This is a genomic window from Pseudoalteromonas atlantica (genome assembly GCF_043641955.1).
In the GTDB taxonomy this organism is placed as follows: domain Bacteria; phylum Pseudomonadota; class Gammaproteobacteria; order Enterobacterales; family Alteromonadaceae; genus Pseudoalteromonas; species Pseudoalteromonas atlantica_A.
Window position 1 is genome coordinate 84,482 of record NZ_JBHZRV010000010.1, and the last position, 21,333, is coordinate 105,814.

18 protein-coding genes are annotated in these 21,333 nt (G+C 41.4%); 9 read left to right on the forward strand and 9 right to left on the reverse strand.

Annotated elements, in window-relative coordinates:
- Positions 1 to 40: 40 nt before the first annotated feature.
- Positions 41 to 574, reverse strand: coding sequence for a cytochrome b (locus ACHUE3_RS17190; protein ID WP_394193565.1), 534 nt, complete (start codon positions 572 to 574; stop codon positions 41 to 43).
- Positions 561 to 1,646, reverse strand: coding sequence for a catalase family peroxidase (locus ACHUE3_RS17195; RefSeq protein WP_394193566.1), 1,086 nt, complete (start codon positions 1,644 to 1,646; stop codon positions 561 to 563). The genes ACHUE3_RS17190 and ACHUE3_RS17195 overlap by 14 nt, the downstream gene beginning before the upstream one ends.
- Before the next feature lie 213 nt (positions 1,647 to 1,859).
- On the opposite strand from ACHUE3_RS17195, the gene ACHUE3_RS17200 reads away from it, so the two are divergent.
- The 3 genes from ACHUE3_RS17200 to dps all read left to right on the forward strand — a co-directional run bounded on the left by ACHUE3_RS17200 (position 1,860) and on the right by dps (position 4,437).
- Complete coding sequence (locus ACHUE3_RS17200; RefSeq protein WP_394193567.1) at positions 1,860 to 2,279, forward strand: CBS domain-containing protein; 420 nt, start codon at positions 1,860 to 1,862, stop codon at positions 2,277 to 2,279.
- Between the two features lie 160 nt (positions 2,280 to 2,439).
- Positions 2,440 to 3,621: a diguanylate cyclase gene (locus ACHUE3_RS17205; RefSeq protein WP_394193568.1), complete on the forward strand. Its 1,182-nt coding sequence runs from the start codon at positions 2,440 to 2,442 to the stop codon at positions 3,619 to 3,621.
- A 300-nt stretch (positions 3,622 to 3,921) separates the two neighbouring features.
- Positions 3,922 to 4,437, forward strand: a complete 516-nt coding sequence (gene dps / locus ACHUE3_RS17210) for a DNA starvation/stationary phase protection protein Dps (protein WP_099296544.1) — start codon at positions 3,922 to 3,924, stop codon at positions 4,435 to 4,437.
- A 75-nt stretch (positions 4,438 to 4,512) separates the two neighbouring features.
- Here dps and ACHUE3_RS17215 read toward each other — a convergent pair whose 3' ends face one another.
- Positions 4,513 to 5,019 (reverse strand): DUF3087 domain-containing protein, encoded by a 507-nt coding sequence (locus ACHUE3_RS17215; protein WP_058560100.1) that lies wholly within the window; start codon positions 5,017 to 5,019, stop codon positions 4,513 to 4,515.
- 153 nt (positions 5,020 to 5,172) lie between these two features.
- Between ACHUE3_RS17215 and ACHUE3_RS17220 the strand changes: the two genes are divergently transcribed.
- From ACHUE3_RS17220 to ACHUE3_RS17230, 3 genes are read left to right on the forward strand one after another with little or no spacing between them, the layout of a single operon-like run.
- On the forward strand, positions 5,173 to 5,811 hold the full coding sequence (locus ACHUE3_RS17220) for an energy transducer TonB (protein ID WP_394193569.1): 639 nt from the start codon (positions 5,173 to 5,175) through the stop codon (positions 5,809 to 5,811).
- 24 nt (positions 5,812 to 5,835) lie between these two features.
- On the forward strand, positions 5,836 to 6,387 hold the full coding sequence (locus ACHUE3_RS17225) for an RNA polymerase sigma factor (RefSeq protein WP_394193570.1): 552 nt from the start codon (positions 5,836 to 5,838) through the stop codon (positions 6,385 to 6,387).
- Positions 6,374 to 6,997, forward strand: coding sequence for a hypothetical protein (locus tag ACHUE3_RS17230; RefSeq protein WP_394193571.1), 624 nt, complete (start codon positions 6,374 to 6,376; stop codon positions 6,995 to 6,997). Before ACHUE3_RS17225 ends, ACHUE3_RS17230 begins: the two co-directional genes overlap by 14 nt.
- A gap of 172 nt (positions 6,998 to 7,169) precedes the next feature.
- Here the strand turns inward: ACHUE3_RS17230 and ACHUE3_RS17235 are convergent, their stop codons facing one another.
- Together ACHUE3_RS17235 and ACHUE3_RS17240 are read right to left on the reverse strand one after the other, a co-directional pair.
- Positions 7,170 to 7,628: a hypothetical protein gene (locus ACHUE3_RS17235; protein WP_394193572.1), complete on the reverse strand. Its 459-nt coding sequence runs from the start codon at positions 7,626 to 7,628 to the stop codon at positions 7,170 to 7,172.
- 773 nt (positions 7,629 to 8,401) lie between these two features.
- Positions 8,402 to 9,481: a hypothetical protein gene (locus ACHUE3_RS17240; RefSeq protein ID WP_394193573.1), complete on the reverse strand. Its 1,080-nt coding sequence runs from the start codon at positions 9,479 to 9,481 to the stop codon at positions 8,402 to 8,404.
- Between the two features lie 208 nt (positions 9,482 to 9,689).
- On the opposite strand from ACHUE3_RS17240, the gene ACHUE3_RS17245 reads away from it, so the two are divergent.
- Positions 9,690 to 10,826 carry a PQQ-dependent sugar dehydrogenase gene (locus ACHUE3_RS17245; RefSeq protein ID WP_394193574.1) on the forward strand — a complete coding sequence of 379 codons (1,137 nt, stop codon included), beginning with the start codon at positions 9,690 to 9,692 and terminating at the stop codon, positions 10,824 to 10,826.
- An 85-nt stretch (positions 10,827 to 10,911) separates the two neighbouring features.
- On the opposite strand, the gene ACHUE3_RS17250 is transcribed toward ACHUE3_RS17245, so the two are convergent.
- The 3 genes from ACHUE3_RS17250 to pbp4b form a co-directional block, all read right to left on the reverse strand.
- Complete coding sequence (locus ACHUE3_RS17250; protein WP_394193575.1) at positions 10,912 to 11,730, reverse strand: class I SAM-dependent methyltransferase; 819 nt, start codon at positions 11,728 to 11,730, stop codon at positions 10,912 to 10,914.
- Between the two features lie 201 nt (positions 11,731 to 11,931).
- Complete coding sequence (locus tag ACHUE3_RS17255) at positions 11,932 to 13,308, reverse strand: Na+/H+ antiporter NhaC family protein (RefSeq protein ID WP_394193576.1); 1,377 nt, start codon at positions 13,306 to 13,308, stop codon at positions 11,932 to 11,934.
- Positions 13,309 to 13,702: 394 nt separating this feature from the next.
- Complete coding sequence (gene pbp4b, locus ACHUE3_RS17260; RefSeq protein ID WP_394193577.1) at positions 13,703 to 16,147, reverse strand: penicillin binding protein PBP4B; 2,445 nt, start codon at positions 16,145 to 16,147, stop codon at positions 13,703 to 13,705.
- 430 nt (positions 16,148 to 16,577) lie between these two features.
- Between pbp4b and ACHUE3_RS17265 the strand changes: the two genes are divergently transcribed.
- On the forward strand, positions 16,578 to 17,366 hold the full coding sequence (locus ACHUE3_RS17265; protein WP_394193578.1) for a MurR/RpiR family transcriptional regulator: 789 nt from the start codon (positions 16,578 to 16,580) through the stop codon (positions 17,364 to 17,366).
- Between the two features lie 44 nt (positions 17,367 to 17,410).
- On the opposite strand, the gene ACHUE3_RS17270 is transcribed toward ACHUE3_RS17265, so the two are convergent.
- Complete coding sequence (locus ACHUE3_RS17270) at positions 17,411 to 18,586, reverse strand: exo-beta-N-acetylmuramidase NamZ family protein (protein ID WP_394193579.1); 1,176 nt, start codon at positions 18,584 to 18,586, stop codon at positions 17,411 to 17,413.
- Between the two features lie 184 nt (positions 18,587 to 18,770).
- Here ACHUE3_RS17270 and ACHUE3_RS17275 point away from each other — a divergent pair, with 184 nt between their 5' ends.
- A complete protein-coding gene (locus ACHUE3_RS17275; protein ID WP_394193580.1) occupies positions 18,771 to 20,786 on the forward strand; it encodes a TonB-dependent receptor in 2,016 nt (671 codons plus the stop codon).
- Positions 20,787 to 21,333 lie beyond the last annotated feature (547 nt).

Consider the following 21,333-nt stretch of genomic DNA (forward strand, 5'->3'; position numbering starts at 1 on the left):
TCGAGCTCACCTTACGTTTAGATTCTTTTGCTGTAACGCGTTACTTACCTTTAAACATAGATGAAAAAACACCATCGTTTTTTATTAATCCATGATAAAGCGCGGCGCTTATATGCATAAATATCAGCATTAAAAATACCCATGCTACCAACGCATGCACTTCACGAAAAAACGCAAAATAACGAATATCAACTGCAATCAAATTTGGTAAGCTAAATAATCCAAATACATTCACAACCCGGCCATCCGCATTTTGCATCAACCAACCCGATAGCGGCATTAATAACATTGCAATATAAAGCCCTACATGCGTTGCTGAGGCCGCAATACGCTGTAATGGGCTAAGATCACTAGGAAGCGCGGGCGACACACTGCGCCAGGTATTGATAAGCCTGATAACCACCAATATAAGCGCGACAACACCAAACGATTTATGTAAAGCGACCGCTTCAACTTGCCACACGGCTAAACTTTGCACCATTGATAAACCCAGAAAAAGCATTGATATCAGCAGTATTGCCATCGTCCAGTGTAATAGTCTGCTTGTTGCTGAATAGTGTTTAGTTGCTTGCATCACCCGCTCCTTCTTGACCAGTTTTATTCTTGTTAAGTAATGTCTCTGTGGCTCTTCGACGGTATGATTGTGCGTATGCTGCGCCTCTAGCCCGTAAAATAGGATCTGCGGTTGCACTCATCCCGTTAGGTAAAACGAGTGGATCAAAGTTTTGTGCGCCGCACGCCCCTTCATTTTGAAAACGCCAATCTGTAATAACTAAAGAGCCCGCGTTAATCACTTCGCGCGATGACGGCCATGGAATAGTTGGATTATTTTCATCATCACTGCTATCAGCCAGCGTAAACATTAAATCAAACCTAACAGGTTGCTTTTCTATCTGAGAAATAAGTTGCTGTTGTAAGGCATCAGGAGATTGCTTATCAAGTACAGCGACCTCTTGATCATTAATACTGGGCACAGCCTGCCAACGCACTGCTTGCTTTTCCCCTTGTGCATTATGCAAATAAAATGCATTAATGCTGTTGTACCGTTCAGTAGCAAAGCTGTTAGCTGGCGTATAACCCGCTTTCCACTGATTAAATGCTTTACTCTCAGGGTGAGCTTTAAAAAAGGCACTAATTTTTTTCGGATCACGCTTTCCTGTAGCAGGGTCGGGCGAAAGTGCTTGCAGCTGTTTGTAAAACGCATCAGGCGTCGCTACCGCCATTACGGGTGGAGTATTCATTGCAACCCGCCATTCATCTTCGGTGGCTGTATTGACCACAAACGCTAAACTGCGAACAGGTGCTTTTAAATCGGGTGCAGTTGGGTTATTACCTGCAATAGAAAAACGTCCTATAAAAGGAGTGCTACCTTGTTTGAATACTCTTGCGGTTGAATACGCTGACAACAACCCCGTTGATTCAAAGTTGCCCGAAACACATAACCCCTTAGCGTGCGCCCTACGAAACCCGGCATGTACTGTACTGCCCTGCTGTAAATCAACAAATGCTTTTGCAGTGACTTTATCGCCATTAAAAGCACCAGCAAAATATAATGTAGCCGTTGCAAAAACCCCCATTGATGCTGCCAACGCACATACACGAAAAACACTAATTGCAGGCTTGCTACTGCGTATCGTTTTTGTCATCTCAAGTAACCTTTATTAGTCATAATTAAACCCAACTTTATAGACCGCCTTTTAAAAGAATTCATTTCAATATAAATGTTTACACTGATATTGGCTGGGTTCGTGGCAGTGATAAAAACCTCGCTTTTTTGACCAAACATTGATCTCACAAAGGTGTAATTAACCATATTCAAGCTAGACTTACTTAATATTAATTTTAGGAAGGACTTAACAATGATTCACCTTGTCGCTGATTTAATGACCCCAGCCCCACTTGCTATTAAAGCGGATAACACTTTGCATGACGCGCACAATTTAATGAAAGAAAAAAACATCCGCCACATCCCTGTAATCAATGAAAATGGTGCGCTAGTAGGCATGCTGACACAAAAGATTTTAATTGCTCAAGTAATGGGAATTATGGCGAACTACAGCTCTACAGCCCTTGAAAGAAAAGAAAAACAAACTAAGGTGCTCGACATCATGGCAACAGATTTTACCAGCATTGAACCTGAGCAACCTTTGCATGAAGTGGCTAATTTTTTTGTTGAAAATCGCCATGGTTGCATGCCGGTGGTTGATAAAGATAACAACTTGGTCGGCATTCTTACATCGTCTGATTTTGTTCGTTTAGCCGCTGCGCTATTATCATAATTGTTTAATGTAAGCTGGGGATGCCTTAGCGGCTAACAGATTACTTTATTGTGCAAATTTAAATACTTGCGCTATATTTAAAGTGATCGGAAAAACAACATTATGGCTGAGCACAACCATCATGCTTATTTTACTTAGTACGTTTTAAGGCATAGCCACATTGAACAACGAACAAACGAGCGACACTATTCATAATCCTCGAAGAATGATGACTAGAATTTACGTTATCTCTTTGTCTATTATTGCTCTACTCGCTATTGCTGCTCACATGTTATTAAACTCAGTAATTGAGCAACAACTACAAACTGGCAAAATTATTAATGTCAGTGGTCAACAGCGTATGCTAACTCAGCGTGCAACCTTGTTCACACTCGACTATTTAGAAACAGGCTCCAGCGATGCTAAACGCACAGCGCAGCAAGCCATAGATAAAATGATCTCAAATCATCAAGCATTACTATCTGAGCACTATAAAGCATTATCAAATAATCAGCCCTCACCGCTTTCAAACGACATGCTCAACCTCTACTTCAACAAAGATAACAATGTAGATACTCAACTTGCACGCTTTGTAAGCCTAATATCAGATCCCCTTGCGTCGCCACCTCGCAATATAGACGTTTTTAGTTCTGAAAATTTAGAATTCAAACAGATGGCAAAAGAGCCGTTATTAACTGCACTTAATGATGTAGTTAGCCTTTACGAAAAAGAAAGCCTAGATGAAGTAGATAACCTGCGTTCAGCTCAACAGGTGGTGCTGGTAATCACCATTTTTACTATATTAATCGAAGCCGTGTTTGTGTTTAGGCCCATGGTTTCAAAAATTAGCTCATTTGCGCGCAGATTGCAGTGGGAAGCAACCCATGATTACCTTTCGGGTATTTATAATAGACGTGCCTTTTTTATGATTGGTGAAAAACTACTGCATAGTAGTAAACGCAATAAAAAACCATCCAGTATCATCATGATTGATATTGATAAGTTCAAAGCTGTTAACGATAACTATGGTCATGCTGCGGGCGATGTTGCTATTCAGCATGTTGCGCGTATCACAAAAGAAAATATTAGAAGCTCGGACGTGTTAGCAAGGTTTGGCGGTGAAGAGTTCGTAATTTTGCTGCCTGAAACAAATGCTAATGGCGCTGTGACTTTAGCCGAAAAAATTCGTATGAAAATTAATGAAACCCCGCTATCAGTCAAAGATAAACACATCACCATCAGTGCCAGCTTTGGTGTGTCAGCAAGTTCACTTAGCGATGACTCCCTAGAGCTATTAATTCAAAAAGCAGACGACCGCTTATACGTTGCAAAAGAAAGCGGACGAAACAAAGTAGAAGTATAGTTAATACTTTTTAGAGTTATGTATTAAGTGACAATACATGACCTCACCAACTTCTAAAAACAATTCATATAAAGATTCAAGTCCCCAATTTAAACACTGAATAATTTACACTCGTCGTGCATAATTTTCATATGATGTCGGGCACGATTTTATTCGCCCCTCTAAAAAGAAACCAAAAAAACCTAAATAACAGGCACTTAAACAATAAAAACAATTCGGCATAGTGCTTGCTCCTTTTTATACAACACAAAATACAAGCCGTAAATCAGGTTTGATAATTATCTAAAACGAGGAGTAGTGATGAGTAACACTTCAAAAGTAGCAGAATTTACAGCACCCGGTATGACAAGCGAATCTGCAGAGCAAGCAATATCTCAACTCGACAATCGCATGGTAGCGCTAATTGATTTACAACTTACTTTAAAGCACATTCATTGGAATGTGGTTGGTCCCAACTTTATTGGTGTTCACGAAATGCTGGACCCACAAGTTGAAACTATTCGCGAAATGACCGACACCATTGCTGAGCGAATCGCAACATTAGGCGGCGTACCAGTAGGTACTCCTAAATCAATTGTTGACCGCCGCTCTTGGGAAGATTATTCAATTGGTAAAGGGCTGGTGAAAGATCACCTAGTCGCCCTAGATAAAGTATATAACGGGGTTAACGCTGATCACCGTAAAGCAGTTGATAAACTTGCTGAACTAGACCCTGTATCTGAAGATATGATCATTGCACAGCTTGCTGAACTAGAACAGTTTCAGTGGTTTGTAAGAGCTCACATTGAATCATCAACGGGTGAACTACAAAGTTAATTACCCAAGGGTAAATACAAAAAGCTCGGCAATTGCCGAGCTTTTTATTGTGTAATGGTTTACCTATTCACATTATTAAAATGCCTTCAAAATAGCATCATCATAATCATCCGCGTTTAACGTTAAGTTAAATTTTTCAGCCACGCTATCAAGTTCTGCTTGTTTAATGGCTAGTTCATCCATCGTAAGGGTGTTGTCATCGAGCTGCCACAATAAACGTGACCCCGCATAACTATAGTGAATAGCCAGCAATGCATCCGCATTTCCTTCACGCCCTGCGGCTTTAAGCTTTGGCATTTTACGGGTTATTTTATTAAGCGCTTGTTTCAGCTCCCACACATATACCACTTCGGTCATGTAGTCATGGGTGCGGTATTTATTGAGTAAATAGGCAATGGCTAAACTGGTTACCACCACACCCAACAAGTTCCAATGAAAGTGACTGCCGCTCTCATCCGGAAACAGTAAAATTAAGGTTTGCGAAATAGCTAAACTGCCCGCAGCTAACGCCACGCCACAGCCGATAATAACGCGGTTTAAATGCTTACGATAACGCGCTTTATCAATTTGAATTAGTTTCATAACTGCCCAATAAATTTAAAAACAAAACTACTAGATGCCATTGTAACCAAAGCCCGCACACAAAAACGAAACATTTTAAAATATATTTCACCCCTTTTTAATTTACCGCACGTTTTAGTGATAAATACATCATTAATGACCGAGGATTTGCTTATGCAAACAGTAGATTTCCCCCAAACAAATAACGCCTTAAAGACCACTACCGCAATTGTAGGTGGTGCAGCCATGACCTTTGCCGCCTTTGCCTTTATGCAGTACTTAATAACCGGTGAGCAACGGGCAACAAACTTTAACGGCGACACTGTCGTTGTTGAAATATTCAAAGTACCAGAAGACACTAAAGTGCAACAAAAGCAAACATTGCCACCGCCGCCAAAAATGCAAACGCCACCCAAAGTGCCACCGCGTACACCGCCAAGCACAGATACGAACATCGTCACCACCGCGATTACGCCTGACATTAGCATTGACAAAATAGGCAATGACTTTAATACAAACCTAACGCGCCCAACGGGCGATGCCACGCCCATTGTGCGTATAAACCCTAAGTACCCCACCATTGCGGCACGTGAAGGCATTGAAGGTTGGGTACAATTAAGCTTTAATGTATCTCCAACAGGGGAAGTAATTGATGCGCAGGTGATTGATGCAGAGCCAAAACGCATCTTCAACCAAGAAGCATTAAGAGCAATCAAACGGTGGAAATATCGCCCTAAAGTGATTGATGGCATAGCACAGGTGCAAACAGGCCAAAGCGTGCAGCTTGATTTTAAATTAGACCAAACCCAGTAGCGCGAATACAAATTGATGGTGCCTATGCTTACAAGTTTAAAATCATGGTTTATTAGTCAGCCAAGTAGCGATCACTTAGCTGACTACGCAAAAAGTGGCGACACCCGCCACTTAACCAAGCTCGTCACCCTGTTTGGTAACGACTTATATCATTATTTAGTGACGCAAAGTAATGAGCAACTCGCCTTTGATATAAGCCAGCAAACGTGGTTAAAAGTGATGGAAAAACGCCATCACTATCAACCTCAGGCAAACCCAAAAGCGTGGCTATTTCGTTTAGCCCGCAATGCATTAATTGATGAATACCGCAAGCAACAGCGCTTTGTAGAGCTTGAAGACAGCACCGTGATTGCAGCAAAAAGCACAGAGCAATCTTTTGATTACGACAAGTTTAATGCGGCTTTAATGCAATTAAGCTTTGTCCAACGCGAAGCCCTCAGCCTACAACAAGAAGGCTTTTCGCTTGACGACATACAACATATTACGCAAAGCAATCATGAAACCGTAAAAACACGGCTACGTTATGCAAAACAAAACTTAAAAATCATACTAGGAGCTGACAATGACCAAGCATAACGAGCAATTTGAACAACAACTTGATAAGCACTTTAGCGAGCGCAAAAAACGCCATACGCTCAGCGCAGAGCAACGCGCCACATTAACGCAACGCTCAGATAATGCAGTAACCAAAAAGCCCACCCGTTTTTTACTCCCGCTACAAATGACCGGCCTTGCCTGCGCGCTGGTCGTGCTCGGTTTCACCGTTTTTACCACAATAGATAAAACCACCGAGCAGCAAGCGGCACTTAACACCTATACCGTGCAGCAAAGTAACTATCATTTTATAGAAGTTCACCAAGTCGACAGCACTGGCAGCTATTTAAGTGAAATAACAACACAAAAACAAAGGCTCGACGACAAGCTCGCCGCCGACCTGCGCCTGCACCAACAGCGCTACATAGAATACGGAAAGTTGGTCAACGTAGATGACGACTGGTTTATCGCCAGCTGCCACAACGAAGTACTCATTCAAATAAAAAACTCATTATTGAATGACCTAAATACCAAACACGCCATTGAAAGCGGCATCACCACGGGTGACATGCTCGCCATGGCACACAACAGCCAAGGGCAGATCATAGCGCTTAAACATGCAGGGGGTGGGGTTAAGGTTTGTAGGGGGTGATTTTACCACAGAGGGCACAGAGGCGCTTCACGCTACACAGAGAAAAGTCTGAATAAAATTTTCCAAGTCTTTGTAAGAAGATCACAAGTATCTTCAGGTTTATTCCGAGCCAGGGACAGGTTCTGTGTTACTGCCATTTGTTTGATGTAATTTTGGTACTATGGAACGTAATTTATTTAATTAACTTACTTCTTATAAGTTCATATTTTTTCAAGATATCTTTTGGGTCATCTGCTGATCGATACTGCTTTAAATTATATTCCTTAAAGTCTAGGGCAGCTCTATCCTCTGTAAGCTTATAATTAGACTTCTTATTTAGTGTTAGATTGTATGGATTGTTGAAAGTTATATCTATTGCTTTGCAATCTGTTAACTCATATACATCTTTGCAAGCAATATATTTTCCTCTTTTCTTACTTTCCCAGTAAACAGGAAAGACATCAACCATATACACCTTCGTTTTAGGTGGACTAACTTCATCATAATAAGTCTTTTGTACTGCACTTAATATTAATACATCACCTCTAACTTCTACATAATTATCCATACTAAAACTTTCTTTGACATATAGCTTTGATGATGCATTTACTGCCAAACAAGTAAATAATAAAACAATACTTATTATTTTCATTTTCTTTTCCTTTTTAAACAGTTTTGAGCTTTATTATGTTCAAACCTTTACCGAAAACATTTTTTATTTTAAGTTAGTTTAGTATGTTTTTTTATTACCACAAAAAACTTTATTAGAAATACTATTTATTTTTTGGCCAACCACAATTGTATTTAAAAAAATCTAGGGGCTTTCCATGTGATTATTAGATCTTGTAACTTGCCAAGAGAAAGTACAATCTCACATTGAACACCCTCCTCCGTCATCACGCCCTGAAAATAAGTAATTGATGAGTAATATCGCGCATGAATGCGCGTTAAGCCGTGACTTCGCCATGGATGAAAAGCGCAGCTTTGAACGAGCGACCATGGGTGATCGAACTGGGGAGCGTACATGGATGTGAAAGTTGTCATATTTTCGCCGTTTACGTTCACATCAATTATATTTTGAAGGATTAGCATGATGCTCGGGTGGCGCTGGGAGAGTCCAGAGAGGGGTCAACGGCAGCCCCTCTTTGGCTGCCGTCGCCAGCGCGACAAAACCTTGAATAAGGTTTCTAATGTAGGTCGCGGATTTATCCCGACAAGAGTTAACGGCAAAAGCCACCAGCCAAGGTGTTGCAATTTTTGGGCTAAAGCCCAACCTACAAAACACCCGCGCCAGCAAGCTTAGCGCCTACGTTGGCTCACTTAAAATTGATGTTAAAACGTTATTACTAAAGCCTTGCCCTGCAAACACTGTTTAACCTCTGTGCCCTGTGGTGAAATTCACTTTTCGCCCTAAAGGGCAACCTATTACTTTAGCTGATAATCTTTTATATAACGATAATCAAATTCGGTGTCGTCTAACACTTGGCAGTGGTCGTTAAAGTCATCACTGAGCATGCCATAGATATCAATTTTTATTGATTGCTCTTCAATATTTTTGGCAAAGCTGCTGAGTAACTGCCTACCTTTTTTAGCATCGAAATAGCAGCCAAATTCGTAAATGCTGTAAAGTCTTGCAAAGCTATCGCCGCCCTCTTCTGCTTGCTTGATCAGTGCGGCGCCTTTTTTACTATCGAGTATTTTGCCTAGTATAAATTGAGCGCGAGGGTTACTTTTTTGCTCTGCTAAATAACGCAGTATTAACTGTGCTTGGTAACTATCTTGCGGGTATTTACCTAAGTAGCGCCCGTGAACATCAAACTGCCTACCTGAATAGTAAGCAAAAGCATAAGTAAGTGCTTTATGCTCATTTATTGCAGCAAGCGCTTGATCACTGGTATCAATGTGTTTATCACGAAATTCGGCTGCATGCTGTGCTTGCTGGTTATTTTCATGTTCTATGTACTGAACTTCTTGAAAAATCAGCATCGCAATGGCAACAAGGTAGCCAACAACAAAAGTCAGTACCAGCACCAAAGGTAGAACAACAAACCACCTGTTTTTTAACTTTTTTTGTTGTAGGTAATCGGGGCACGCAAAAAACGCATCAAATGCTTTGTAGTCATGCATTGAGATGTTGATACGTGAAAGGTAGGCCGCGCTCCAAGCGCCGAGTACATAAACGCCAATCAAAATAACTGACAGCACATTGCCACCAATCACTATTTGCACAACCCAGGCAATTAAAACAATACACGCGTGAGACACAAAACCGATTACAGAGAATAATCGTTCATAGCCACGGCCATGAAACCGAACAGCCAAACCTATTAACGCGCCACTGAGCCATAACATAACAGTCGCTGCTGCTGGTTTTAACTCATAAACAAACATCCATAACACTAAAATTGGTATACACCAAAAGACAGCGCCGAGTGCGGCTGCCAATGCATTTTGTTTTGTTATTTTTTCTAGTACATTATTTTGACAGTTGTCCTGAGCTGACACGGTAAGTCCCTATACGCTTGTAAAAACAGTTAATATATTCTATTTCTAACGTCATTACACCCCTAGTACAAGACACAGCATAAGGAGTAACCAAGACCTCCACCTATCTCATTTTTTATACAGCTAATCGCACTTTGTTGAATCCTAGTGACAATTTGATGCGTATCACGCTATTGTAGTATCAGCCGATTTAATTGATGGAGTTAATATGAAAAAGTCTTTGTGCACTAGTGTGGTTTTGAGCCTGCTGGGGCTGGGTTCTATGTTTGTCAGCGCGCAGCCTGAGCAACCGATTCCTGTTGCTAAAAGCGCAGATAAGTATGAACTTGAATTAGTTGCCAAGGGAGTTCAAATTCCATGGGGTATGGTGTGGCTTAACGAACAAGACCTGTTAGTGACAGACCGTGCCGGTGAGCTAAGATTGATCCGCAACGGTAAACTGGTAGAACAGCCTATTAGTGGTGTGCCAAAAGTACATGCTGAGCGACAAGGTGGTTTACTGGATATAGAGCTTGACCCAAATTTTAAAGACAATGGCTGGATTTACTTATCTTACTCAGGCTATGAAGGCGATGAGGAAGGCTATAACACCTCGATTATGCGTGCTCGATTAAAAGACATGGCGCTCATAGATCAGCAATTATTGTTCGATGGCGGCCCAAACACCAAAACAACCTATCATTATGGTTCGCGTATCGAGTTTGATAAAGACGGGTATCTTTATTTTTCAATCGGCGATCGCGGTAACCGCGATGTACACCCGCAAAACCTAGCCCATGACGCGGGTAAAATTCACCGTATCAATGCAGATGGTTCTATTCCAACATCAAACCCGTTTTATAATAAAAAAGATGCACGCCAAAGTATTTATTCATACGGCCACCGTAACCCACAAGGCATGGCGATGCACCCAGAAACAGGTGCTATATGGACTCATGAGCATGGCCCGCGTGGGGGCGATGAAGTGAATATTATTAAACCGGGTGCAAACTATGGCTGGCCTGAAATAACCTACGGCATTAATTACAACGGCAGCACCATTACCGATGAAACATCACGCGAAGGCATGCAACAGCCTGATTGGATTTGGGTGCCGTCTATTGCGCCATCGGGTATGCAATTTGTTAGCAGTGATAAATACCCACAATGGCAAGGCAGCATCGTTATTGGCTCGATGAAGTTTGCTCACTTAGTGCTGCTTGAACTCGATGGCAGTAAAATAACAGGCCACAGTAAACTATTTGAAGGGGCTGGCCGAGTAAGAAGTATTTCAACCCACCCGAATGGTGATTTATACCTAGGCATTGATGGCATGGGTATATTCAAAATTGTGCCAAAAGGCTAATTTAACCACCCGTATCACTTTGCTGATATAAACAAAAAAGCCGGGGCTTAGTTTTAAGCCCCGGCTTTCTTAATTACTTTATGTATTAACGCTTTTTAAATAGCAGCGTCATGCGGTTGGATTCACCCACTTTTTTAAACTTTTCTTTATCTGTGTCTGATTCAACATTTAATGACGGTGGTAGTGCCCATACGCCACGCTCAACGCCATCTACAATAATGCGGTCTAAGCTATTATTGTGAAAGTACGCTTCGGCGTCTAAATCAAAACCAGCCGCTTTTGCAACAGCAACCACGTGTGATTTAGGTAAATACCCTTTTTTAGCCGTTGCAACAGCGTCAACCCCTTCTGGCGCCTGATGTTGCACCACGCCCAAGGTACCGCCTTTTTTAAGCATTTGATTGAACTGGCTAAATGAAGCCGCTAAATCATTACCGTTTTGCAGGCCGTGTAGCCCTCTGAACGTTAACACAACGTCTGCATTCATCGCTTTGGCATCAACCGCTGCTTTAGGGTCAAAATCTGCCATCGTCACGTTGCCATACACGCCTTTATTATCAGCGAGCTTTTCTTCAAACTTCACGCGTGAACGCTTGCGGTATTCTGAAGGTGTACTCATAGGGTAATGCGCAGCGACTAACTCGCCTTTTTCTTTTAGCATTGGCGCTAAAATTTCCGTGTACCACCCACCACCAGGCATGATTTCAATGACTTTGTCTGATGATTTAACACCAAAAAATGCGAGTGTTTGATATGGTTTGCGAAATTCATCACGCTGCTGGTTTGCGTCACTGCGGTGTTTATTATCGACATGGTGTTTGCCATGACCATCAGCAAGTGCACTTAATGGCATTGCTGCGCTTACAAGTAAAGCCAGAGGCAACATTAGTTTTGTTTTTTTCATTCTTATTTCCTTGAGCTAGTTAGATTTAATACGGTTATACACTCACAATCCGATTAAGGCTCACTGTTTGCGATAAAAAATTATTGATTTATTAACAAGGAGCAAGCCATCAATAAACGGCTATTTAACCACTTAGCTGGTCGAACACTACAAAAAAGCCTGCATCAATGCAGGCTTTTATCGGTTAATACAGCGCTCTCATTACAGCATAATAATGCTCGTCACCAAGTAAGCAACAAAGGTCAAGCCACCTGCAAACAAAGCGTATGGCATTTGTGTTTTAACGTGCGTCAGTAAATCGCACCCTGATGCCAGCGCTGATACTGCACTGGTGTCTGATATCGGCGAGCAATGATCACCAAAAATGCCGCCACCTAAAATAGCGCCCACCACTAGCGATGGCGGTAAACCAAGCGCTTGAATAAGCGGTACACCGATAGGAATCAAAATCGCAAACGTGCCCCATGATGTGCCTGTGGTAAACGACATCACAGCTCCCGTTAAAAACAGCACAGGTACAATTAAGTAGATCGGCAAGTAATCACCAACCAGTGATGCCACAAAAACACCTGTACCAAGCTCTTTTAGGCTTGCACCTAGTGTTAACGACAGCAAAACAATACTCACCAATGGTAGCAGTTCACCCATGCCTTTAAAGCCGGTATCGACTAATTGGTGGTGGGTAAATTGGCGTGAGCTAATCATTAAGCAATAAGCTACAACAATAGCCAGTACCGTGGCATACAATACCGATTTAGAGCCGCTGCCTTCTGCCAGTACTCCATTACCCGTATACAACATAAAGCCTACCATGCTAACAATCAGCGTTAACAAAGGCACCAACATAAAGCGCGCTTTAGAGCCTTTAACGTCTTCTTTAAGCTCGTTTTTTTGTAATTCTAGCTTTTCCTCAGCCTGTTTCATTGGGCCGTGAACTTTGTCAAACGCAATGGTATAAAATACGATAACCAAGGTAATGATGGCATAAAAGTTAAACCCAACACTGCCCCACAGCACAGATACGGCTGACTCACCCAGTTCGTAGTTGCCTAATAAGCCAAGCACAAATGCGCCCCAACCATTAAGCAATATCAAAATACATACAGGCGCACTAGTACTATCAATTATATAAGCCAAACGCGCGCGGCTCATTTTAAATTTATCAAACAACCCACGTGACACAATACCCGAGGTAAGTACGCTTAAGTTTGATTCGATAAACACCGCCACACCGGTAAACATGGTTAAAAAGCCCACTTGGCGTTTGTTTTTAGCGATGCCTTTATTCATCAACATGTTTACTGTGGCAGCAACACCACCTGATTCGCGAATATAGGCAAGTAACGCCCCGATTAAAATACTGAATATGAGTATACGGGTGTTACCCGGCGAGCTTGCCACTGAAATAATACGCTCAATGGTATTTAAAAATGTCGTAAATACGCTATTCCCATCGCCTTGCAAAGCGAGTAAGAACTCTGAAGATGCCACCGCAACAAGCAATGCCATAATCACTTCTTTTCGCCAAAACACGATAGCAATCGCGATCAGCGGCGGTAAAATAGAATACCAATGCATAAAACGTTAACCTTAATAATTAGTGAGTCGTGCCCACTCTTATAGTTATGTGCCTTCAATTATATGATGAAGGGTAGAACAAACCTAGGACCTGTTTATCTCTGAGGTTAAATTTTCAGTTACATGTTTGGTTTTTAAACAAGACAGAGTTTATGTAGTGTGGTTGTGCCACATAAATAGACGATAACGCAGCATCAATGCCAAACATGCGCTGCCCAAAGGGTTATTCAGCCTAAGGGCGATTAGCTCTTTGTCGCTCAATTTTTACTTAGCCCATCAGGCTATCAACCTCTCGCCGAGTTTAAACGCCTCATAATTGAACAAACTTCAATCTTGAAAGGGTAACAGACTCAAGTAGCTTAATCGGTTGTGTAATAAACTCAACTTAATTCGACTAATGATTTAATATCGCTTCATAGATAAGTGAGATCACGGAACCATATTTACCGGTTTCAAACTTTTTCCCGGCAAATTCATAGTGTATATCACCGCCTTCAACAGGCGTATGACGAGCATTGGTGAGTAAAATAATGGCTAAATCATAAGTCGGGTCTATCACCGTAACCGTACCAGTCCACCCTGTGTGCCCATAAGCTTGCGGGCTTGCATAAGGACCAAAGTGCCATTTACGCGCTTGATGACCTGCCCGGCGCCATCCTAACCCATAGGTTTGGTTGGTCGGCTGAGGGGCAATAAACTGCTCAAGCACTTGGGCGGTAAATAGCTGCTCATTAGCGTAACCGCCACCATTTAGTAACACCTGTGCAAGCACGCTCAAATCATTCGCTGTGCTAAACAAACCTGCGTGCCCTGCTACACCATCAAAGGAGTAGTAAGCTTTTTCATCATGTACTTGGCCTTGAAGAACATCCGTGCGTATATTATCAAACTCAATACGGCCACCACGGGTATTGCCTTGTAGTTCAGTGGCAGCAATTTGCTGTTTAACAAACCCTTTTTGCATCGGATTAAATACGGTATGCGTTAAACCCAAGGGTCGATAAATATGACTTTCAACGTAGCTATCTAATGATTGCCCCGATAAACGCTCAACCAGTATACCTAATAACATGTAATCAATATCTGAGTAAATATGAGCCACGTTGCGACCAGCTATAAACGGCACACCCGTTAGCAATAAATTTTTAGTGCGCACGCTATTTTGTGAAAAAAACTGCTCACCTAACTTATTATCTTTACGATGAAAATCGACCACAGCAGGAAAGCCAGCTCGATGAATCAACAAGTCTTTAACGGTCCGCTGCTCTCGCCCATTTCCTCTAAATTCAGGTAAGTAATTAGTAAGCGGTTTTTCAACATCTAACTTGCCTTCACTTGCCAGTCGCATAAGTGCAAAATTAGTGGCAAACATTTTTGAGTTAGAGGCAATATCAAATAGCGTATCGGCTTGCATTTTTTGTGGCTTAGCTAATAAAGTGCCATCACTGTGGTACTTTTTAGCATCACCATACTGGCTCAACTTAATTATTTGACCATGTTGCATCACTGCTAGTACAGCACCAGGAAAGCCATTGTTTATCTCGTCATTTATTAGTTCATCAACAGCATCAAAGTTAATGTGTGTGCTATGCCTATTACTCAAAGTTGGATAAGGAAAACGCAACGTTAAACCCGCGCCCTCTGGCATTACGTTTTCAACTTTAAAGGTATTCACTCCATTGCGCGTGCGTTTAGCTAAACTGTATTGGTAAAGCTGCTGATGAGTAAGCGGGTCCGCAATATTGATTTTTTCACCGTTGATATAAATATCAGCGCTGATTGCGTCATCATTTTCAATGATTAATTCACCGTGCCCGCGATACGCTCTAAATGTCCCTCGGTCATTCACTAATGCTCGACTGCTTGGGTTTACAGCGGGAACTCTGGCAATAACCTGCGCATTCACTAGAGGCTTAATTGGCTTAGTGCTGCGCTTTTGCGCTTGGTGATATTGCTGCATTAACTGCGCTACTTTTTCAGGAAAGTACTTCTCAAGCAAAGCAAACAACACTGATGCAGTGCGCGCATCTGCATCGCCACTGACATGCCAAGGTAAAAAATGCATTTGAAACGCGTTTAAGGTATCGAGCGTTTGAGGGGTTAATTGGTTACTTGGCTGCACATTATAGCCATAATCCCGTAACGCTTTTTGCATCAATACAATTGAAGGCTTAACTACGCTAAAGTGCTGCCAATATTTTTCAACAGTCTCGTTGTCATACCAAGCGCCAATACCTGCTTGGTATAGTTGATACCATGGAAAGCGAGGGCCTGGGTCATTTTCTCGGCTCGGCGCAATATCAGCATGGCCAACAACCTGTGTAGGCCCTATATCAGGGTTGCGTTCTAAAATTGCCTTACTAAGTTCAATTAATAGGGCAATTTGTTCTGCATCATAATCAGGATAAATACATAGCTTGGAGGCACTGTTATGCTGCTGAAGGGCTGTATTTAACTCTGGGGCATGACATGTTGGCGTGTTCACAATCTCAATACCAATGGCATGATCGTTGAGTTCATTTCGCCCTTGCCAAAAACTCGGGCCAGCATGCAAGGCTCTATGTTGCTCATCAACTAACTGAATTATTTTTAGTTTGTCGTTGGGGTAACTTGGATCATTAAGAGCGGGTAATAAGTAATGTGCACTTTCCTCGCCCTTTTGCGTTAACCGAGTCAATGATGAGTTGAAATCTGTTCCTGTGTAATGCATTACCAAAAACTTAACGCGATGGCTGTAATTTTCAGATTGTGAATACTCATAGAGTGAAGAAGCGCAGCTCATCAAAAAAAGTACGATGATAAATAAACTGATTTTCTTAAACCAAGAGACAAACGTCATAGCTTTCTCATTATAAAAACAACGAATTACCACCCAATTTATGTGGCGACTTTATATATACACAGCCCGTTAAGCATAACGCCAATTTAGGTGGTTTTCTATTTTTATAACCGAGAGCTAATTCAGCGTTTAACACAACAATCAAGAACGCTATAAAAGGAGTTAATCATAAGTACAGCTGATTAAACATGAGTAAAAATAAAATACTTTATTCAATAAACTATTGAAGATTATTAATTCAAATAACATTTATCAGGTAAAATGCTAATAACTGAGAACAGATGCTGCTTATTACTAAGATAAAACAGGAATAATCTATTTATCGGGTTGTGTTTTCAATTTACAGGTGGCAACATTTGAACCCAAAACAAGTACAAAATCATTCTATTTAATGCTATAAATACGACAAATACCTTAATAAGTGAGTAGTATGTCCACTTTTGTTAAAATCAAAGCGTTACGTCAGTCTCTTTCGAGCAGTGAAGCAAAACTAGCAGACTTCACATTAACTTCAGCGAATACCATTAGGAACCTTTCCTCAATAGAGCTAGCTAAAACGGTAGGTGTTAGCCAATCAAGCGTTGTAAAGTTTTCTCAAAAGCTTGGTTACAAAGGTTTCCCAGCGTTTAAGTTAGCTGTTATTGATGCGTTAAATGGCGAATCGTCTGAGCCTAAACCTCAGGGCAAAATCACGCGTAGTGATACCATTGAACAATTAAGTGAAAAACTAATTAGCAACCAACATGCTGTACTCAGCGAAACTAAAAACCTTAATGAAATAGCGGCATTTGAACACGCGGTTGCGTTAATTAAAGGGTCTAAACGTATTTTAATTTGCGGTGAAGATGGTTCAGCACTCATTGCAAAAGGGTTTTCACATAAACTGCAACAACTTGGCATGCCTGCGATCGCAGAATTAGATTATGCAGTGCAACTTCCTTATGTAAAAACATTTGATAGCAAAGATTTAGTTATTGCGATTACTGAATCTGGCTGCACGCCAGACATTGTGAATGTCATCAAGCATGCAAAACAAAACAACTGCAATGTAATATCATTAACTAAGTATGGCAGTAACCCCGTTGCAAATGCAGCGAACGTAAACTTGTATACTGCTGCAGAAGAAAAATCGGATCGGCTTCAGTCTATTTTGACCCGCACAGCACAAGATTTTGTGATTGATATGTTATTTATGTCACTCACCCAGTCAGTTCGCTAAGCACTCAACAACCTAAGCACTTGTATTAAGGCCAGTTAACTGGCCTATCGATATAATAAATACGGCGCACGCTGTAACTTAAAACGGCTAAGTTCTGGCTGCCAACTTTGCTTAATGCGCTCCTCTGAGTGCCCTGCTGCAATAGCCAAACGTAATTTATCTGTGCCTGCAAGCTTATCCATAAAACTTTCTCGTTCAAAAAAAGTTATATTTTTAGCTTTTAATTGCTTATAAGCCGAGATAAAAAGCCCTAACTCTAGCCCCTTAATATCACTTTGGCGTAAATCTAATCCAGATACCTCAACGCCTTTAAATTTAGGGTGCATTGCTGCTCCTTTAATTGCACGAGGCGTAAAATTAAATTCACCTAATGGTAGCGGCGAAAAGCCAATGACTTGAAACGGGAAATCGGTACCGCGGCCAATTGAAATGGGCGTCGCTTCAAAAAAACACAACGAAGGATACAACCTAATAGCCTGATCGTTTGGTAAATTAGGACTCGGTTTAATTGGTAAACTATATCGGCTGGTGCGCGTATAATTAGCGACGGGAACGATACTTAATTTTAGATCAGCAGCATTACTGATCCACTTCTCGCCTTTTATCATTTTAGCAAGCTCACCGACCGTCATACCGTGTAAGATAGGAATTGGGTGCATACCCACAAAGGATTTAAACTGTGGTTTTAAAATTGGCCCATCAATATGGCTGATATTTGGGTTAGGGCGGTCAAGCACAATAAACTCTATGCCATGCTCAGCTGCTGCCTCCATCATGTAATGCATAGAGCTGATATACGTATAAAACCGTACACCAACATCTTGAATATCAAAAATAATTACATCTAGGCCGCTCAATTGGGCTGCGCTTGGCTTTTTGTTTTTACCGTAAATAGAAATTAATGGGATACCTGTTTTACTGTCAACGGTATTTTTAACATGCGCTCCGGCGTCATAATCACCGCGAAAGCCATGCTCAGGTGCAAAAATTTTAGTTATGCTTACATTTTTAGCTAATAAACTATCTACTAAATGTGTGCGCCCCACCACAGAAGTTTGATTAACCACCAACCCAACACGTTTATCTTTTAATTGCGGTAAGTACAAAGCAAACTGCTGCGCACCTACTGAAATAGCATTTTTGCCATCATTAGCCTGAGCGGTAAGCGTAATCACGACATTTAGAGTAAAAAGTACGATAAAAAATTTAACTTGAAACATACAGCAAGTTCCTTTTAAACAAGGTGTTTAAAATAACACAGCCCAGTTTAAAGAGCTGCTTAGGGTTTAAGTTTTCTACCCACAGGTACAAAAAGTTAATTCAAACTTGAGTTTATTAAATTTTATTGCATCCAAATGGCTTGGCCAATCGTTACTTGATTATAATTACATAAGGACTGATAAAATGAAAAAACTGCTTTTATTAACTAGCTGCATTTTTTGTCACGAGCAAGCGTTGGCAAATATTGAAAAAATAACTGTTTATGGTCATCGTACAGGCTTAATTGGTGAGTCAATAAGCGCATCAAGTGGCATTATTGGTCAAGGTGAAATTGAAGACCGCCCTATGCTGCGCAGCACTGAAATGCTGGAACTTATTCCCGGCATGGCTGTTACCCAGCACAGCGGCTCTGGTAAGGCGAATCAATATTTTATTCGCGGTTTTAACCTTGATCACGGTACTGACTTTGCTACTAATATTGATGGCATGCCGATTAACATGCGCAGTCACGGGCATGGCCAAGGTTACACTGATTTAAACTTTATTATTCCAGAAACAATTGCAACAGTAAGCTATAAAAAAGGCAGTTACGATGCATCCCAAGGCGATTTTTCTGCAGCTGGTAGTGCGTATTTTAATTTAGCCGATAACCCTAAACACCAGCAACTTGATTTTACCCTTGGTGAAGACAATTACCTCAGGGGCGTGGCACTGGGCCACACCAACGCTGGGCAAGGAAAGTTGATAGGTGCGGTAGAATGGCAAGGTTATGACGGCCCTTGGCAAGATATAGATGAAGATGTAAATAAGAAAAATGCACTTCTGCGTTATGCTGGTAGCCTGGCAAATGGCGACTTATCAATCACGGCCATGGCTTACGATAATCAATGGAACTCAGCAGATCAAATTCCGCAGCGTGCTGTTGATCAAGGCATTATTTCACAGCTTGGTTCACTCGATAAAACTCTCGGCGGCAGCTCTAGTCGCTATAGCTTATCGGCCAACTGGCAAGGGCAAAACCTCTCAGCTAACGCTTATGTGATTGATTACGACCTGAGCTTATATTCAAACTTCTCGTACTTTTTAAATGACCCAATCAACGGTGATCAGTTTAGACAACGTGATAGCCGTACCATTTCAGGCGCTGCAATTAGTTACCAATTTGCCCAAAAGATTAGCCAAATACCTGTTGCTCACACTGTGGGCGTAGACCTTCGCAATGACAATATTGATAAAGTAGGTTTATACAATACTCAGGCAAGAGAGCTACTATCGACAGTGAGAGAAGATGATATAAGTGAAACAAGCTACTCAGCCTATTGGCAAAGCGTATTGAGCTTAACTGAACGCTTAGAAGCTACTTTAGGTGCTCGTTACGATTACCTTGATGCCCAAGTAAGTGGCGATAACAGCTTAAACTCAGGTGATGCCGATGACGACTTAGTTAGTTTTAAAGCAAGCCTCAGCTATGTATTCACTGACAACCTCGCTGGTTATGCAAATTGGGGCCAATCATTCCACTCTAATGATGCTCGCGGCGCAACTATTACACAAGATCCCGTTAGCTTTGCACCAACCGATAAGGTTGATCTTCTTGTACAAAGTGAAGGTGGCGAACTGGGTGTTCGGTACTTTGATGAAAAACGTTTTAATATCTCGGCTGCTATGTGGTGGCTGCAATTAGACTCCGAATTATTATTTGTCGGCGATGCAGGTAATACAGAAGCCAGTGATGCATCTAACCGCTATGGTCTTGAAGTAAGTGCTTATTATTGGTTAGACGAAGCTGTTAGCCTTGATGCAGAGGCGTCATTTACACATTCAAGATTAGATATTAGTGGTAACAACGATCGTGTTGAAGGCGCCGTGCCAGTGGTAGCAAGTGCAGGTATTAACTGGCATTTAGATGAGCAATGGCAGAGTTCAATTCGCGTTCGTCACATTGGTAAACGTACACTTAACGATGATGGCAGTAAGCGCTCAGAACCTCTTACAGTCGTAAACGGTTTAGTTAGCTATCAACAAACTCATTGGAAGGTTGGCTTGGAGCTATTAAACATGTTTGACAGCACTGATCATGACATTGATTACTACTACGCCTCTCGGTTAGCAGGTGAGCCAAGCGAAGGAGTTGAGGATAACCATTTCCACCCTATTGAACCGCGTACCATACGCCTTAATGTGAGTTTATTGTTTTAATTGATAATCTTAATATGGCTCAAATCTATTGAGCCATAGAGCATTATCAGCTGTTTTAACTTCACCAAACATAAGCCATAACAGCTAAATGATATAAAAAGTGGTGGGCGCAGGACGTATCTTGTAAGAGTGAACCTCTGATAGTCTGATTCGTAGCATACTACTCTTTTCAATTCACTTTATTTCAGACATAAAAAACCGACTCTCGTCGGCTGATACTTTCTATAAATATTGGATTGTATAGAAAGCGGTGGGCGCAGGACGTATTTTGTAAGAGTGAACCTCCGACTGCCTGTCCGCTAGTATGGCTTATTTATGAAAATACCAAATTTTAGACATAAAAAAACCGACTCTCGTCGGTTGTAGCTTTCTTACATCGTTCTGTAAATGTATAGAAAGTGGTGGGCGCAGGACGTATCTTCTAAGAGTGAACCTCCGACTGCCTGTCCGCTAGTATGGCTTATTTATGGAAATACCAAATTTTAGACATAAAAAAACCGACTCTCGTCGGTTGTAGCTTTCTTACATCGTTCTGTAAATGTATAGA

Coding starts and splice junctions, on each gene's coding strand:
- ACHUE3_RS17245 (WP_394193574.1), top strand. CDS start 9,690: ATGAAAAAGTCTTTGTGCACTAGTGTGGTTTTGAGCCTGCTGGGGCTG.
- ACHUE3_RS17270 (WP_394193579.1), bottom strand. CDS start 18,586: ATGTTTCAAGTTAAATTTTTTATCGTACTTTTTACTCTAAATGTCGTG.
- ACHUE3_RS17195 (WP_394193566.1), bottom strand. CDS start 1,646: ATGACAAAAACGATACGCAGTAGCAAGCCTGCAATTAGTGTTTTTCGT.
- ACHUE3_RS17235 (WP_394193572.1), bottom strand. CDS start 7,628: ATGAAAATAATAAGTATTGTTTTATTATTTACTTGTTTGGCAGTAAAT.
- ACHUE3_RS17250 (WP_394193575.1), bottom strand. CDS start 11,730: ATGAAAAAAACAAAACTAATGTTGCCTCTGGCTTTACTTGTAAGCGCA.
- ACHUE3_RS17200 (WP_394193567.1), top strand. CDS start 1,860: ATGATTCACCTTGTCGCTGATTTAATGACCCCAGCCCCACTTGCTATT.
- ACHUE3_RS17265 (WP_394193578.1), top strand. CDS start 16,578: ATGTCCACTTTTGTTAAAATCAAAGCGTTACGTCAGTCTCTTTCGAGC.
- pbp4b (WP_394193577.1), bottom strand. CDS start 16,147: ATGACGTTTGTCTCTTGGTTTAAGAAAATCAGTTTATTTATCATCGTA.
- ACHUE3_RS17275 (WP_394193580.1), top strand. CDS start 18,771: ATGAAAAAACTGCTTTTATTAACTAGCTGCATTTTTTGTCACGAGCAA.
- ACHUE3_RS17255 (WP_394193576.1), bottom strand. CDS start 13,308: ATGCATTGGTATTCTATTTTACCGCCGCTGATCGCGATTGCTATCGTG.
- ACHUE3_RS17230 (WP_394193571.1), top strand. CDS start 6,374: ATGACCAAGCATAACGAGCAATTTGAACAACAACTTGATAAGCACTTT.
- ACHUE3_RS17215 (WP_058560100.1), bottom strand. CDS start 5,019: ATGAAACTAATTCAAATTGATAAAGCGCGTTATCGTAAGCATTTAAAC.
- ACHUE3_RS17190 (WP_394193565.1), bottom strand. CDS start 574: ATGCAAGCAACTAAACACTATTCAGCAACAAGCAGACTATTACACTGG.
- ACHUE3_RS17220 (WP_394193569.1), top strand. CDS start 5,173: ATGCAAACAGTAGATTTCCCCCAAACAAATAACGCCTTAAAGACCACT.
- dps (WP_099296544.1), top strand. CDS start 3,922: ATGAGTAACACTTCAAAAGTAGCAGAATTTACAGCACCCGGTATGACA.
- ACHUE3_RS17225 (WP_394193570.1), top strand. CDS start 5,836: ATGCTTACAAGTTTAAAATCATGGTTTATTAGTCAGCCAAGTAGCGAT.